This is a genomic window from Bacillus sp. SYZHCR11 (genome assembly GCF_057196865.1).
In genome coordinates this window covers 829,422-842,917 of the sequence record NZ_JBXUND010000002.1, presented here as the reverse complement: position 1 = coordinate 842,917, position 13,496 = coordinate 829,422, and the positions used below count along the sequence as shown (strand labels likewise).

Below are 13,496 nucleotides of genomic sequence, written 5' to 3'. Positions count from 1 at the left end.
GGGGACTTATATGAATAGTGCCAAGGCGGAATCAGCTTTCAGCAAACGGACCATCGCCGCAGCATTAGCAAATTACATTGATGCAGGTTCCATCGTGGCAGGATCAGCGGGTTTATCTATGTGGGTCAGCTACTTGAAGCTGTCCGACAGTCAGATCGGATTGCTCGGCGCCTTCAGCGCAAACGCGATATCAGCGGCCGTCGGAGCGCTGCTCGGCGGGTATTTGGCTGATAAGGTCGGCCGAAAAGCTGTATACACAAACAGTATGCTCGTCTACGCTTTAGGAATTTGTTTGGTTTTGTTTGGATTCAACTTTCCCATGCTGTTATGCGGATACATGATTATCGGGATTTCTGTAGGCGCGGATATTACGGCTTCATGGACCATTATTGCGGAAAACGCCCCCGAGAAAAACCGGGCGAGGCATTGCGGAGTGGCGCAGGTGGCGTGGGCCGCCGGAGCCGTTGTGGTTCTGCTGTTATCCGTTTTGGTCGGTGACCTCGGGCTTTTAGGAAATAAAATTGTCTTTGCGCATCTATTGGTGATCGCCCTGATCACATATGTGATAAGAAAGCGTTTACCTGAGTCGGATGCCTGGAAAAACAGTGAAGAGCGGCCTGCCGCCGTGAAAAAAACATCTTATTTTGACTTGCTTCAGCCGAAATTTTTCAAGAACATTTTGTTTTTAATGGGTGTGTTTCTCGTATGGAATCTCGCCGCGGGCGTCATGGGATTCTTCATGCCGTACATCTACCAGCAGGTCGGCGGCGTATCCGCAAATACGGCCAACATTCTGCAGATGGCCTTGTTTATCTTCACCGGGCTCGGCGTCGCCTGTATCTTCATGCCTTTTGCAGATCAATATCGGAAAACGGTGTTCGGAATCTGCGCCTTTATGGCTGTTGTCGGCTGGTCGCTGTTTTTGCTGCCGTTTCAGGGACTCCCGATGCTGCTTTTGTTTGTTTTAGCGATCGGCATCAATAACGGAGCCGGCCAGCAGGCGAACTACCAGCTGTGGGCAAGCGAGCTGTTCCCGACAGAACACAGAGCGTCAGCACAAGGGCTCATGTTCTTTCTCGTCCGTATTTCAATCGGCATTTGGAGTTTATTTGTGCCGGTCATCATGTCACAATTCGGCATCGGTTTTATGGCCGGTATTCTGCTCATATGTGTGACGGCCAGTATGATCATCGGGCTTGTCTTCGCACCGAATACGTCCGGCAAGTCGCTTGAACAGATACAGGAGGAACTGTACGGTGCTCCTCAGGACGGCAGAGAGAAAAGAAAGACGAGAACCATTATTTGATTATCAGAAGGAGTGGCGATCAATGAATTTACGTATAGGTGTTATCGGAACCGGTGCTATCGGAAAAGAGCACATCAACCGCATCACAAATAAGCTGTCGGGCGCGGAAATTACCGCTGTCACAGATGTGAATCAGGAGGCCGCGCAGCAGACCGTTCAGCATTTCAATTTGAACGCCTCGGTTTATCCTGATGACGACAGCCTTCTCGCTGCTGAAAATGTGGATGCCGTCTTAGTGACAAGCTGGGGCCCGGCTCACGAATCCAGCGTGTTGAAAGCGATTCAGCACGGCAAGCACGTGTTTTGTGAAAAGCCGCTTGCGACAACGGCAGAAGGCTGTATGCGCATTGTCGAGGAAGAAATGAAGACGGGAAAACGATTGGTGCAGGTAGGTTTCATGCGCAGATATGACAGCGGTTACGTTCAGCTGAAAGAAGCGATTGACAACCGTGCGGTCGGCGAGCCGCTGATGATTCACTGTGCGCACCGCAACCCGACAGTCGCAGCGAATTATTCAACGGACATGGCCGTCGTCGATACGCTCGTTCATGAAATTGATGTCCTCCACTGGCTTGTCAATGACGACTATGAATCCGTACAAGTCATCTATCCGAAGAAATCAAAAAATGCGCTGCCGCATCTGAAAGATCCGCAGATGGTCATCATCGAAACAAAAGGCGGCATCGTCATCAATGCAGAAATCTATGTGAACTGTAAATACGGCTATGACATTCAATGTGAAATCGTCGGGGAAGACGGCGTCATTAAGCTTCCGGAACCGTCAAGCATCAGCTTGAGAAAAGAAGGAAAATTCAGCACCGATATTCTGATGGACTGGCAGCGCCGATTTGCGGCTGCGTATGATGTGGAAATTCAGGACTTCATTGATTCGATCCGGAAGAAAGGCGAAGTCAGCGGTCCGACGGCATGGGACGGTTATATTGCCGCGGTGACAACAGACGCGTGCGTAAAAGCTCAGGAATCCGGACAGAAAGAGCCAGTGGCGCTTCAAGAGAAACCGGCATTCTATCAATCATTTACGACTGTGAACAAATAATAGATCGGGAGTGAAAAAATGAAACTGGCCTTAGATCCATCCATGTACCGCGATGATTTAACATTAGAGGAAATGGTCTATAAAACGGCGGAACTCGGATACGAATATATCGAACTGTCCCCGCGCGAGGATTTTTGTCCTTTTTATAAATATCCGAAAGTCGATTCAGCAAAAATCAAACAATTGAAGCGCCTTTTAAAGGATACAGGTGTGAAGCTGTCCTCCCTTCTTCCGCTTTACCACTGGGCGGGTCCTGATGAAGACCGCCGCCAGGCCGCCGTGCGCAACTGGAAACGGGCGATCGAAATTGCGGTTGAACTTGAAGTGGATTTGATGAACAGTGAATTCAGCGGTTCAAAGTATGATCCGTTGACAAGTGAAGAAAAATTCATCAAATCCATGGATGAGCTGCTGCCCGTCTTTGAAAAAGAAGGCGTTAAACTCAATCTTCAAGCCCATCCATACGATTTTATCGAAACGCACAAAGGTGCGATGGATATGATCCGCGCGCTCGATAAGGATTGGATCAATCTTGTCTACTCGACTGCGCATACGTTCTTCTATGATGACGGCAAAGGCGATATCGAAACCATGTTTGATGAAGCCGGCGACCGCCTCACACATGTTTTATTTGCAGATACTTTTAATCATAAAGCGGCGCACGGCCTGCGTTACATCGTCAATCCGCCTGATGCGAAAGTAACGGTTCACCAGCATCTGGACATCGGGCAAGGCGAGGTCGATTTTGAGACGATTTTCAGAAAGATGAGAGAGATGAAATTCGACGGAATTGCGACGAACGCCGTGTTTGCTTGGGTCGGCGAAAGAGCGGATGAATCAAGCCGGACCACGCTTAAGAAATTAAAGGAAGAACTGGGTATGGCATAAGCTGAGTATGGAGTTCGGCGGAGCGGGGCAAAAAAGCCCTTCAGCCGGACTCCCTTCATATCGAAAACGCGGAAGGGAGAGGCTGACATGAAACTTTGCTTTAATGAAGCGACTACGCTGGAGAATTCAAACCTGAAACAGGATTTAGAACTGTGCGAAAAGCACGGCTATGATTATATCGAAATCCGCACAATGGATAAGCTGCCGGAATACTTAAAAGACCATTCACTGGCCGATCTGGCGGAATATTTTCAAACCCATCACATTAAACCGCTTGCCCTGAACGCCCTGGTTTTCTTCAACAATCGTGATGAGAAGGGTTATAGGGAGATCATTTCGGAATTCAAAAAAATGATGGAAACCTGCAGGACGCTCGGCGTGAAATATGTGGTGGCCGTGCCGCTTGTGACAGAGCGGAAAATCTTGAAAGAAGAAATCAAAAAGAGCAGCATAGAGGTGCTGACTGAGCTTTCGGACATCGCGGAGCCGTACGGCGTAAACATTGCCCTTGAATTTGTCGGCCACCCGCAATGCACGGTCAATACATTTGAACAGGCGTATGACATCGTGAACGCTGTCGGCCGCGATAATGTCGGACTGGTGTTTGACAGCTTCCATTTCCACGCGATGGGCTCCAATATTGAGAGCTTGAAGCAGGCGGACGGAAAGAAAATTTTCATCTATCATATCGACGATACAGAAGACTTTCCGATCGGCTTTTTAACGGATGAAGACCGCGTCTGGCCTGGGCAGGGTGCGATTGACTTAGACGCCCATCTGTCAGCGTTAAAAGAAATCGGATTCAATGATGTTGTCTCCGTAGAGCTGTTCAGACCTGAATATTATAAGCTGACTGCGGAGGAAACGATCAAAACGGCAAAGGAAACAACGGAAGCCGTCGTATCAAAATACTTCATGAAGGAGGCGTGAACATGGCTTTTGTCACCATGAAACATCTTCTTGCAGAAGCGAAACGGGAGCATTATGCAGTCGGCCAATTTAATATCAACGGCCTCCAATGGACGAAGGCGATTCTGCAAGCGGCGCAAAAGGAGCAATCGCCGGTCATCGCCGCGGCTTCCGATCGTCTGGTCGGCTATTTAGGCGGATTTAAAACGATTTCCGCCATGGTCGGCGCGTTAATGGAAGAAATGGCGATTACCGTTCCCGTCGTGCTCCATCTTGATCACGGAAGCAGTGCGGAACGCTGCAGACAGGCCATTGACGCCGGATTCAGCTCGGTGATGATCGACGGCTCCCATCAGCCGATTGACGAGAATATCGCGATGACAAAAGAAGTCACCGATTATGCCGCAAAGCACGGCGTCTCAGTAGAAGCCGAAGTCGGCACGGTCGGCGGCATGGAAGACGGACTTGTCGGCGGGGTCTGTTATGCCGATATCATGGAATGTGAACGGATCGTGAAAGAAACCAATATCGACGCGCTGGCGGCCGCCCTCGGCTCCGTCCACGGCAAATATCAGGGCGAGCCGAATCTCGGATTTAAAGAAATGGCGGCTATCTCCCGTATGACTGATATTCCCCTCGTTCTCCACGGAGCATCCGGGATTCCTCAGGATCAGATCAAAAAAGCCATCACGCTCGGCCACGCGAAAATCAATATCAACACGGAATGTATGGTAGCCTGGACAGACGAAACACGCCGCATGTTTCAGGAAAACGGCGATCTGTACGAACCGCGCGGCTACATGACACCCGGCATTGAAGCCGTGGAAGAGACGGTGCGAAGCAAAATGAGAGAGTTCGGATCAGCCGGTAAAGCCGTAAAACAGCAGGTCGGCTGATGAAAACGGAAACCGCCAAGATGGCGGTTTTTTTGTGCGGTGTTGCGTCCGTACGCCCGAAACGATTATGATGATGGCAGCAGTGTAAGAAACGGGAGTGGTTCAGTTTGAATAAAATCATGATTGTGGAAGATAGTGAAGACATTCGCGGACTATTGCAGAATTACCTTGAAAAATACGGATATCAAACCGTGGCCGCCGCGGATTTCACGGCTGTTCTTGATGTCTTTTTGCGGGAAAAGCCTGATGTGGTGCTGCTTGATATCAACCTGCCGTCTTATGACGGCTATTATTGGTGCCGCCAGATCCGCCAGCATTCTACAAGCCCGATCATTTTCATCTCAGCCAGAAGCGGGGAAATGGATCAGGTGATGGCGATTGAAAACGGCGGAGATGATTATATCGAAAAACCGTTTTCTTATGATATTGTGCTGGCGAAAATCAAAAGCCAGATCCGCAGGGCATACGGAGAGTACGCCGCCAAGCAGGGAGAGAAAGTGGTTGAATATGCCGGTGTGCAGCTCTTTGTGGAACGGTTTGAACTGCGCTTTCAGGACGAAAAAAGCGAGCTTTCTAAAAAAGAAAGCAAGCTTTTGGAAGTGCTGCTGGAGCGGGGAGAAAAGGTGACGGGAAGAGACCGGCTCATGGAAAAAACGTGGGACACCGACATTTTCGTCGATGATAATACGCTTAACGTGTATATCACGCGGCTCAGAAAAAAACTGCGGGAGCTGAACGCGCCTGTTTCCATTGAATCGGTGCGGGGCGAAGGCTACCAGCTGAGGGCGCTGTCATGAAGCTGTTTCTCCGGTCTCATGCCGTGCTGATTCTGCTTTTTCTCCTTCAAGGGCTGTTTGTCTTCTTTTATTACTGGTTTGCGGGTCTTCATTCTTTTTCCCACCTGTTTTACATATTGGGCGTGCAGCTTCTTATTTTGGCGGGGTATCTTGCCTATCGCTGGTACAAAGACCGCGGTGTGTATCATTGGCTCAGCTCGGAGCAGGAAGGGACGGACATCCCGTATCTCGGTTCTTCAGTGTTCTGTTCAGAGCTGTATGAAAAGCAGATGGAGCTGACCCGGCTGCAGCACCAGAAGCTCTACGAGACCGAAGCCAAGCTCGACGCGCGGGTGACGTATATGAATCAATGGGTGCACCAAGTAAAAACGCCGCTGTCGGTCATTAATTTAATCATTCAGGAAGAGGATGAGCCCGTTTTTGAACAAATCAAAAAAGAGGTCCGGCAGATTGAATTCGGGCTGGAGACGCTCCTTTATTCATCAAGGCTTGACCTGTTTGAGCGGGATTTTAAAGTCGAAGCGGTTTCCTTATCAGAGCTTCTCCAATCGGTCATTCAAAGCTATAAACGATTTTTTATTCAATACCGCGTCTATCCGAAAATGGATATTCGCGATGATCATCAGATTTACACCGATGCCAAATGGCTCAAATTTGCGATCGGCCAAGTGGTCACAAATGCGGTCAAGTATTCAGCGGGCAAGAGTGACAGACTGGAGCTGAATGTCTTCTGCGATGAAGACAGGACGGTGCTTGAAGTCAAAGATTACGGTGTCGGCATTCCCTCGCAAGATATCAAGCGGGTGTTTGACCCTTATTACACCGGCGAAAACGGGCGGCGTTTCCAAGAATCTACGGGAATCGGCCTCCATCTCGTCAAAGAAATTACGGGCAAGCTCAATCATACGGTGGACATCAGCTCGTCCCCCGGTGAAGGGACATCGGTCCGATTTTCATTTCTTACAAAAATGTAAGACTGCGTTAAGAAAACAACATAGCTCATTCTGTTTCCCCTTGATAACATGGATTTACGTCAAGGGGATTTTTTATGCTGAATGCCCCGGCACTACATGAAAGCAGCCCAGATCAACAAGAATAAAACCATAAGGAGGATTCTCATGGCGAATATGCTTGAAGTCAAACATATAAATAAAACCTATAAAGGACAAGTATCCTATCAAGCTTTAAAACAAATTTCATTTTCAATAGAAGAAGGCGGGTTCACGGCGGTGATGGGACCGTCCGGCTCCGGAAAAACAACACTTTTGAATATCATTTCAACGATCGACCGGCCGGATTCAGGCGATATCCTGATTCACGGAGAAAACCCGCACCGGCTGAAGCGGACAAAGCTCGCTCATTTCCGCCGCAAGCAGCTCGGATTTGTGTTTCAGGATTTCAACCTTCTGGACACGCTGACAATCGGTGAAAATATCATGCTGCCGTTAACGCTTGAAAAAGAAGCGCCGTCTGTCATGGAAGAAAAACTGCACGGCATCGCGAAAAAGCTCGGAATCGAAGATCTGCTCAATAAACGGACGTTTGAAGTATCCGGCGGACAGCGCCAGCGGGCCGCCATCGCAAGAGCGGTCATTCATAAGCCGTCACTTATTCTGGCCGATGAACCGACGGGAAACCTTGATTCCAAAGCGTCAAAAGATGTCATGGAAACGATGCAGAGCCTGAATCAGGATGATCATGTCACGGCTTTGATGGTGACCCACGATCCGGTTGCGGCAAGCTACTGCCGCCGCGTCATCTTTATAAAAGACGGCGAACTGTTTAATGAGATTTACCGCGGGGAAAACCGCCAAGTCTTTTATGAGCAGATTCTTGATGTGCTGTCTATGCTGGGGGGAAACGCAAATGACCTTTCTTCAGTTCGCTTATAAAAACGTCACGAGAAACAAAAGGGCCTATCTTGCATTCTTCTTGAGCAGCGCCTTTTCCGTTTTGATTTTCTTTACCTTTGCGATGTTCCTGTTTCATCCGGCACTAAAGGAAGGCTACCTGAATAACATCGCCAAAAAAGGCTTAACCGCCGCGGAATGGATGATCTTTGTTTTTTCTTTCTTATTTGTTCTGTATTCGGTTAACGCATTTTTGAAATCGAGAAATAAAGAATTCGGTATTCTGCTGATGCAGGGTATTACGCCGGTGCAGCTGAGAAAGCTCATTACGGCGGAAAACATGATCATCGGCGTCATGTCGATCGCAGCGGGGATTATCGGAGGCTTCATTTTTTCGAAAACGTTCTTTACGGTCGGCGCTTATATTTTAGAAATGGACGCGCTGCCTCTGTACATGCCTTGGAAAGCGCTCGGCATTACGGCCGGCGGATTTCTGCTCTTATTTTTCCTTTTATCGCAGTTCACGATCCTTTTTGTCAGATCAAATACGGTGATCAAATTAATAAAGGGCACTGACAAGATCAAGCCGGAGCCGAAGCCGTCCGTGCTTCTGTCCTTATTCGGCATCGCCTGCCTGTGCGGCGGGTACGGCATGGTTCTGAAAGGCAATGTCCACGGGACCGAGCCGTTCATCATTTTACTGCTTACCGTCATCGGCACGTATTTCTTTTTCAGCCAAAGCAGCATCTGGATTCTGCGTGCGCTGAAGAAGTGGAAAACCTTTTATCTGCGCGGGAAAAATGTTATTTGGGTTTCTGACCTTGTCTATCGTTTAAAAGACAACGCCCGCCTGTTCTTTATCGTCAGTATTATTTCCGCGGTTGCCTTTACGGCGACGGGCGTGCTCGCGATGTACAAATCGACCGTCGGGGCGGAAGAGTCCGCCTATGAGATGGAGTATTTATCTTTCAGCAATAACCCGAAAGAACAGACTCATTTGAAAGATATTGACCATGAACTGAAAACACACGGCTTTACGTATAAGAAAGACAAAATAGATGTTTCCTATGTCCGCTATCAGGAAGGAGATACTGTTCCGCCTGTTTACATGATCAGTGAATCGGATGTGTCAACATACTTCCATGTCAAGCTGAACGGGCTGAAACATAATGAGGCTGTCTATTTCCCGGGCACGTATGACCGCAATTTCAAAAACGACGCGCCGGATCAGCTGAAGCTGCTGAACCAAAAAGCAAAGCCGTCTGACCAAAAACTGACGGTAAAAGAAGTCAAAAAACCGCTGATTTCATTGAATGCCATCATCGCGGTGAACGATCAAACCTTTGATCAGCTGAAATCACTCGGTGAGAAAGCGTCATTATACGGCTACAGCTATGATCATTGGAAAGACAGTCTTGGGATCAGCCAATCCTTGAAAAATGAGATTTACGGCAACTATATCGATGTGCATTCTGATTTTATGGCAAAAGCCGGGACGTACTATGATACGGTGCAGCTGCCGAGCCTGAGTTTATTCATCGGCCTGTTTATCGCGATCGTTTTCTTTGTCGCGGCAGCGAGTTTCTTATATTTCAGGCTGTTCACCGATTTAGATGAGGACCGGGAGCGCTACCGCTCATTGGCCAAAATCGGTCTGAGTGAGCGTGAAATGGCACAAAGCGTGACGATACAATTGGCGATTCTCTTTTTCTTTCCTTTCGTCATTGCCGTCATGCATACGCTGTTTGCTTTGAGAACATTAGCGGTGGAAGGCTATTCCGATGTAGCGGGGCCGCTCAGTCTGACCATCGGAGGGTTTTTCATCTTTCAGCTTCTGTTCTTCCTCGCGGTGCGGACAAGCTATTTGAAAAAAATGAACAAGTAAGGGGAGTGCACAGATGAAAAAAGCATTGGCAATCCTGGCCGTCTTGGCGGCCGCTGCCGTCATATACGGACTTCTCTTTTTTCATAATGATGTTACAGACAGATTTAATCCGTTTATTCACCAGCAAGATGTTTATGTACAGATTGATCGAGATGGCAAACATCTTAGCCCGGGCGGTACTGAGTATACATTAGACGGATATAACGCATCCGGGAAAAAAGAAGAAGTGACCTTTTTCGCCGGGAAAGACCTTCGGAAGAACGCGTATTTGAAGGTGAAGGCGAAAGGAAAGTATGTCGAGACCTGGGAAGAAGTCAGATTTGAAGATATGCCGGGATCCGTACAGTCAAAATTAAAGTGAACATGAAAAACGGCACAGTGTCATGACTGTGCCGCTTTTTTTATTTTTTATTTTCTTCAGCCCGTTTGATCAGCATGTCGGTGATGATATCCATCTGTTTGCTGACGGCAATCGGGTCATACGGATAGAAGGTGTTGAAATCGTTGATAAAGACACGGTTGTCCTTTACGGCATCGAGATTTTTCCAAACGGATGACTCTTTCAGACGCTCAAATGTTTTGCTTTCTCCATTCGGATTGTAATCGGTAATGAACATATAATCAGCCGCATATTGAGGGATGACCTCTTGGGAAACCTGTTTCATGGCGCCCGTTTTCATGATGTCTTTTTCGATTTTGGCCGGCGCTTTCAATCCGAGCGCGTTATAAACGGCTTGGCCGCCGCGGCCGGAATTGTCATTGAAAATCCAGATTTCGCCTTTATCCGTCGTTTCATAAAGGCCGACTGTCTCGTCTTTGCCGATCACGTTTTTGAGGCGCTTTTGATCGGCTTCTGCCTTTTTGTTGAAGTCTGCCATAAAGCTTTTGGCTTTATCCTTCGCCCCGGCAATGTCACCGAATAGGCTGACCGTATCTTTCGTATTCTTTGCGGTGTTAAAAGGAATGACAATCGTCGGTGCGATTTTCGATAGTTTCTCGTATTGGTCATCCTTCATCAGCACGATTAAATCAGGCTTCAGCTGCATCACTTTCTCCACATTGACGGGATTGCCGATGTCCGTGGTGTTTTTCAGCTGTTTTTTGATAAACGGATTTTTGAAAGCCCATGAGCCCGCCCCGACGACATTTGCGTCAATGGACAGCAGCTCACCCGCATAAAAGTCAGTGACGATCCGTTTCGGATGTGCGGGTATGTCAATATTTCCTTTTGTTGATTCATATGTACGCATGTCTGTCTTTCCTTTGCCTGATGCCGATCCGTTGTTTTCCTTCGCGCCGCTGCAAGCGCTTAATGCGAAAACAAGCAGAAGTGCCAGGCCGATCAGCCATGATTGTTTCTTCATAATGATCCCCCTATTTCGGTGATAATGATTATCATTATTAATATAGCAGGAAGACGTCATTCCGTCTATGTTTTTTATAGAAAACCTTCCTTGATTATCCATGTTATAGTAGTAAAGGAGGAGGAATGAATGTTGATTACGAAAAGAGGGACTTGGTGGGAAGTGCTGCACAGCTGGTGGCTGCTGCTGACTTTCGCGCCGTTTGGGCTGACCGCTTTCTTGGCCTTTTTCTATATCGGCTACCGGGCCAAGAACAAAAAATGGCTGAAATACGGACTTATCTATTTTATTATTTTAGCAATTGCTTTTGTGCTGCCGAGCAGGCCGGGCGTGTATATCGTGCTGCCTTTATGGGTCATCTCCATCATCCACGGGCTGAAAGTGCGGGCGGCTTATTTAATACAGCTTGATGTGTTTAAACAAAACGTCGAAGCAAGAGCGTTTGAAGCGGTAAGGCATGAGGCGGAGGAAAAATTCGGCGGAAAACCCGCTCAACGCATTGATCTGACAAAACAGAGATAAAAACAAATGACAAAGCCGGTATCTCGCGCTTTGTCATTTGCATGACCGGCCTATTGCTGGTATGAATGCTGCTGAAACGGTGTGTGATGCTGTGTTTGCGGGAATGAAGAAACATTAGCGTTTGCCATCGGTGCAGGCATGTGTCCGCTTACTTCCTGCTGAAGCTGATTGCACACATTCACGATTTGCTGGCATTTCTGAATGGCCAGTTCATGCCCCTGCAGCGCTTGCTGAATGGTATGAACGGCATGCTGTTCATGGTTAAGCATCTGCTGAAGCATTTGAATGTTTTGCTGTTCCTGCTGGAGCATTTGCTTGTACTGCTGACTGCTTTGCTGTGTCTGCTGAATAAGCTGCTGTGCTGTTTGACGGCATTGCTGCAGCTGATTTCCGCTGTATTGGTTTTGATACATCATGAAGACCTCCTGAAGTGATTGATTTTACACATTTATCATGTGAAAGAATAGGAGAGGCATTCATGCAAGAAAAGGATTCAAATATTTACCTGTTATGTACAGAGCGGAATACAAGGCTCGGGATGGCCTGTCGAGCTTTGTATTCCGGCCCTTTTTCTCAGAAGCCGCCTTCTGTAGCGTGAAAAGGAATATTGAGTCTGTTTTCGACTGCGCGCAGGCGCTGATTCAAACGGTTTAAGCGGCGGGTATGGATTTCAATGGACTGGCTCAGCCGTCTGATCTGCTCATTCATACGCGTGATTTCCCGGTTTTGGCGCTGGTCTTCTTGTGAGAGGCGGGTGAGCTCTCTCGTTTGCTGGGCGTTTTGTCTTTCAAGCTGGGCGACTCTCCGTTCTAAAGCCGTCGGCTGCCGCTCTTCAGACTGAGGGGGCGCATAATAATAGCTTTCCTGCTGCTGATACGGCTCATACTCAACGGGGCTCACTTCGTATTCCTGCTGCTGAGGGAAATAGGCAGATGGGGTGTAGTACTGATATGGGTTCATTCATCATTCTCCTTATCTAGTGAAGTCTTTATACACTATGTAGTCAATTGCACAGTGCCACGGCATCCGCCTAACTTACAGGCGTAAAAAAGCTTCAAAAGAAGGTGATCATGTTGCGGAACATACGGATTTTCATCATGACGGTTCTTGTTATCGGATGCGTCATGATAACAGGCTGCTCGCAAAAGAAAGCAGACGAACCCCCTTTTTATTACGGGACATGGGATGCGGGGCTGAAACCGGGCCCGATGGACGGGGTCAGATCTGAAACCGTCACGTTTACGAAAGACAGCGTGCTGACAAAGCAGGTCATTAAAGGCCGCGGCGAGGTTCCCATGCCCTCAGATGTTTACAAGGTGGTCTCACAAAACACGGACGGGACGATCGAGATTGAATACCTCGGACATCCGCACCCCGTCAAAAGCACGTTGAAAAGAGGAAAAAACGATACGCTCATTTGGAAGATATACGGAGAAACAAAAACAATGACAAGAATAAAAACCGGCGGGGAGGATGCACATGAGAAATAAGGCTGCCGACAGACTCGTTTTGACGGGTGTCATCGTACATATCATTCAATGGTTTTCACTGTTATGGTTATTTTTTATGCTTTTTGATCAGTTCGGGCGTTTTACCATTTATAATCCCAATGTCGTCAACGGCAGCATGCAGTCTTTTTCATTCTTTGATATGATGCGCGCTCTTCTGTTTTCCGGCACGCTGCGGAATACGCTCCTGCTGTTTCTGTTTGCGGCGATGCTCATTTACTTGTGGGTGAACGCTCTGTTTATCCTGCTGGAAATCGTTTCTTATATCATGATCAGGCGGAACAGCCGTTCATTATGGGCATACTTTCCCGCAGCGATGGGAATAAAGCTTGCCCTTCTGGACATAGCGGCCGTCCCTTTCTTTGCGGCGGGGCTGATGCTCTTGAAGCAGAAAACAGATGACAGCGGCGAACAAGCTGACAAGGGGAAAAGACGGCCCCGCATCCGGAGGCAGGCCCGGTATAGGAAGAGAAGGCGGAGAAACTTGTCCGTTTGATTTTTCATTGAAACGAAA

16 protein-coding genes are annotated in these 13,496 nt (G+C 48.1%); 13 read left to right on the top strand and 3 right to left on the bottom strand.

Going from position 1 to position 13,496, the window contains the following annotated elements; genetic code table 11:
• Positions 1–10 precede the first annotated feature (10 nt).
• From AC2CGA_RS10990 to AC2CGA_RS10945, 10 genes are all read left to right on the top strand, one after another.
• On the top strand, positions 11–1,306 hold the full coding sequence (locus AC2CGA_RS10990) for an MFS transporter (protein WP_015387480.1): 1,296 nt from the start codon (positions 11–13) through the stop codon (positions 1,304–1,306).
• A gap of 22 nt (positions 1,307–1,328) precedes the next feature.
• Positions 1,329–2,363 (top strand): bifunctional inositol 2-dehydrogenase/D-chiro-inositol 1-dehydrogenase, encoded by a 1,035-nt coding sequence (gene iolG, locus AC2CGA_RS10985; RefSeq protein WP_044052771.1) that lies wholly within the window; start codon positions 1,329–1,331, stop codon positions 2,361–2,363.
• A gap of 18 nt (positions 2,364–2,381) precedes the next feature.
• Positions 2,382–3,251, top strand: a complete 870-nt coding sequence (locus AC2CGA_RS10980) for a sugar phosphate isomerase/epimerase family protein (protein ID WP_015387482.1) — start codon at positions 2,382–2,384, stop codon at positions 3,249–3,251.
• An 87-nt stretch (positions 3,252–3,338) separates the two neighbouring features.
• The gene (iolI, locus tag AC2CGA_RS10975; protein ID WP_004393239.1) at positions 3,339–4,181 is read left to right on the top strand and encodes a 2-keto-myo-inositol isomerase; all 843 of its coding nucleotides are present in this window, start codon (positions 3,339–3,341) and stop codon (positions 4,179–4,181) included.
• Positions 4,182–4,183: 2 nt separating this feature from the next.
• Positions 4,184–5,056 carry a 6-phospho-5-dehydro-2-deoxy-D-gluconate aldolase gene (gene iolJ, locus AC2CGA_RS10970; protein WP_032858437.1) on the top strand — a complete coding sequence of 291 codons (873 nt, stop codon included), beginning with the start codon at positions 4,184–4,186 and terminating at the stop codon, positions 5,054–5,056.
• 107 nt (positions 5,057–5,163) lie between these two features.
• The gene (yxdJ, locus tag AC2CGA_RS10965; RefSeq protein ID WP_004393241.1) at positions 5,164–5,853 is read left to right on the top strand and encodes a two-component system response regulator YxdJ; all 690 of its coding nucleotides are present in this window, start codon (positions 5,164–5,166) and stop codon (positions 5,851–5,853) included.
• Positions 5,850–6,827: a two-component system sensor histidine kinase YxdK gene (yxdK, locus tag AC2CGA_RS10960; RefSeq protein ID WP_014306127.1), complete on the top strand. Its 978-nt coding sequence runs from the start codon at positions 5,850–5,852 to the stop codon at positions 6,825–6,827. The genes yxdJ and yxdK overlap by 4 nt, the downstream gene beginning before the upstream one ends.
• A gap of 144 nt (positions 6,828–6,971) precedes the next feature.
• Positions 6,972–7,745, top strand: a complete 774-nt coding sequence (gene yxdL / locus AC2CGA_RS10955; RefSeq protein ID WP_004393250.1) for an ABC transporter ATP-binding protein YxdL — start codon at positions 6,972–6,974, stop codon at positions 7,743–7,745.
• Complete coding sequence (gene yxdM, locus AC2CGA_RS10950; RefSeq protein ID WP_069449103.1) at positions 7,720–9,588, top strand: ABC transporter permease YxdM; 1,869 nt, start codon at positions 7,720–7,722, stop codon at positions 9,586–9,588. Before yxdL ends, yxdM begins: the two co-directional genes overlap by 26 nt.
• A gap of 13 nt (positions 9,589–9,601) precedes the next feature.
• Positions 9,602–9,949 carry a YxeA family protein gene (locus AC2CGA_RS10945; RefSeq protein WP_004393256.1) on the top strand — a complete coding sequence of 116 codons (348 nt, stop codon included), beginning with the start codon at positions 9,602–9,604 and terminating at the stop codon, positions 9,947–9,949.
• A gap of 40 nt (positions 9,950–9,989) precedes the next feature.
• On the opposite strand, the gene AC2CGA_RS10940 is transcribed toward AC2CGA_RS10945, so the two are convergent.
• A complete protein-coding gene (locus AC2CGA_RS10940; protein WP_484479997.1) occupies positions 9,990–10,952 on the bottom strand; it encodes an iron-hydroxamate ABC transporter substrate-binding protein in 963 nt (320 codons plus the stop codon).
• Between the two features lie 129 nt (positions 10,953–11,081).
• Between AC2CGA_RS10940 and AC2CGA_RS10935 the strand changes: the two genes are divergently transcribed.
• Positions 11,082–11,474: a hypothetical protein gene (locus AC2CGA_RS10935; protein WP_060657875.1), complete on the top strand. Its 393-nt coding sequence runs from the start codon at positions 11,082–11,084 to the stop codon at positions 11,472–11,474.
• Between the two features lie 50 nt (positions 11,475–11,524).
• Here AC2CGA_RS10935 and AC2CGA_RS10930 read toward each other — a convergent pair whose 3' ends face one another.
• On the bottom strand, positions 11,525–11,887 hold the full coding sequence (locus AC2CGA_RS10930; protein ID WP_004393264.1) for a hypothetical protein: 363 nt from the start codon (positions 11,885–11,887) through the stop codon (positions 11,525–11,527).
• A 160-nt stretch (positions 11,888–12,047) separates the two neighbouring features.
• Entirely contained in the window at positions 12,048–12,434 is a 387-nt protein-coding gene (locus AC2CGA_RS10925; protein WP_004393267.1) for a hypothetical protein, read from the bottom strand.
• Positions 12,435–12,544: 110 nt separating this feature from the next.
• Between AC2CGA_RS10925 and AC2CGA_RS10920 the strand changes: the two genes are divergently transcribed.
• Both AC2CGA_RS10920 and AC2CGA_RS10915 read left to right on the top strand, forming a co-directional pair.
• Positions 12,545–12,964: a lipocalin family protein gene (locus AC2CGA_RS10920; RefSeq protein ID WP_015387486.1), complete on the top strand. Its 420-nt coding sequence runs from the start codon at positions 12,545–12,547 to the stop codon at positions 12,962–12,964.
• Entirely contained in the window at positions 12,954–13,478 is a 525-nt protein-coding gene (locus AC2CGA_RS10915; protein WP_032858434.1) for a hypothetical protein, read from the top strand. Before AC2CGA_RS10920 ends, AC2CGA_RS10915 begins: the two co-directional genes overlap by 11 nt.
• Positions 13,479–13,496: the final 18 nt, after the last annotated feature.

Excerpts from the sequence above, each read along its gene's own strand:
- AC2CGA_RS10990 (WP_015387480.1), top strand. The coding sequence starts at position 11 with ATGAATAGTGCCAAGGCGGAATCAGCTTTCAGCAAACGGACCATCGCC.
- iolG (WP_044052771.1), top strand. The coding sequence starts at position 1,329 with ATGAATTTACGTATAGGTGTTATCGGAACCGGTGCTATCGGAAAAGAG.
- AC2CGA_RS10980 (WP_015387482.1), top strand. The coding sequence starts at position 2,382 with ATGAAACTGGCCTTAGATCCATCCATGTACCGCGATGATTTAACATTA.
- iolI (WP_004393239.1), top strand. The coding sequence starts at position 3,339 with ATGAAACTTTGCTTTAATGAAGCGACTACGCTGGAGAATTCAAACCTG.
- iolJ (WP_032858437.1), top strand. The coding sequence starts at position 4,184 with ATGGCTTTTGTCACCATGAAACATCTTCTTGCAGAAGCGAAACGGGAG.
- yxdK (WP_014306127.1), top strand. The coding sequence starts at position 5,850 with ATGAAGCTGTTTCTCCGGTCTCATGCCGTGCTGATTCTGCTTTTTCTC.
- yxdL (WP_004393250.1), top strand. The coding sequence starts at position 6,972 with ATGGCGAATATGCTTGAAGTCAAACATATAAATAAAACCTATAAAGGA.
- yxdM (WP_069449103.1), top strand. The coding sequence starts at position 7,720 with ATGACCTTTCTTCAGTTCGCTTATAAAAACGTCACGAGAAACAAAAGG.
- AC2CGA_RS10945 (WP_004393256.1), top strand. The coding sequence starts at position 9,602 with ATGAAAAAAGCATTGGCAATCCTGGCCGTCTTGGCGGCCGCTGCCGTC.
- AC2CGA_RS10940 (WP_484479997.1), bottom strand. The coding sequence starts at position 10,952 with ATGAAGAAACAATCATGGCTGATCGGCCTGGCACTTCTGCTTGTTTTC.
- AC2CGA_RS10935 (WP_060657875.1), top strand. The coding sequence starts at position 11,082 with ATGTTGATTACGAAAAGAGGGACTTGGTGGGAAGTGCTGCACAGCTGG.
- AC2CGA_RS10930 (WP_004393264.1), bottom strand. The coding sequence starts at position 11,887 with ATGTATCAAAACCAATACAGCGGAAATCAGCTGCAGCAATGCCGTCAA.
- AC2CGA_RS10925 (WP_004393267.1), bottom strand. The coding sequence starts at position 12,434 with ATGAACCCATATCAGTACTACACCCCATCTGCCTATTTCCCTCAGCAG.
- AC2CGA_RS10920 (WP_015387486.1), top strand. The coding sequence starts at position 12,545 with ATGTTGCGGAACATACGGATTTTCATCATGACGGTTCTTGTTATCGGA.
- AC2CGA_RS10915 (WP_032858434.1), top strand. The coding sequence starts at position 12,954 with ATGAGAAATAAGGCTGCCGACAGACTCGTTTTGACGGGTGTCATCGTA.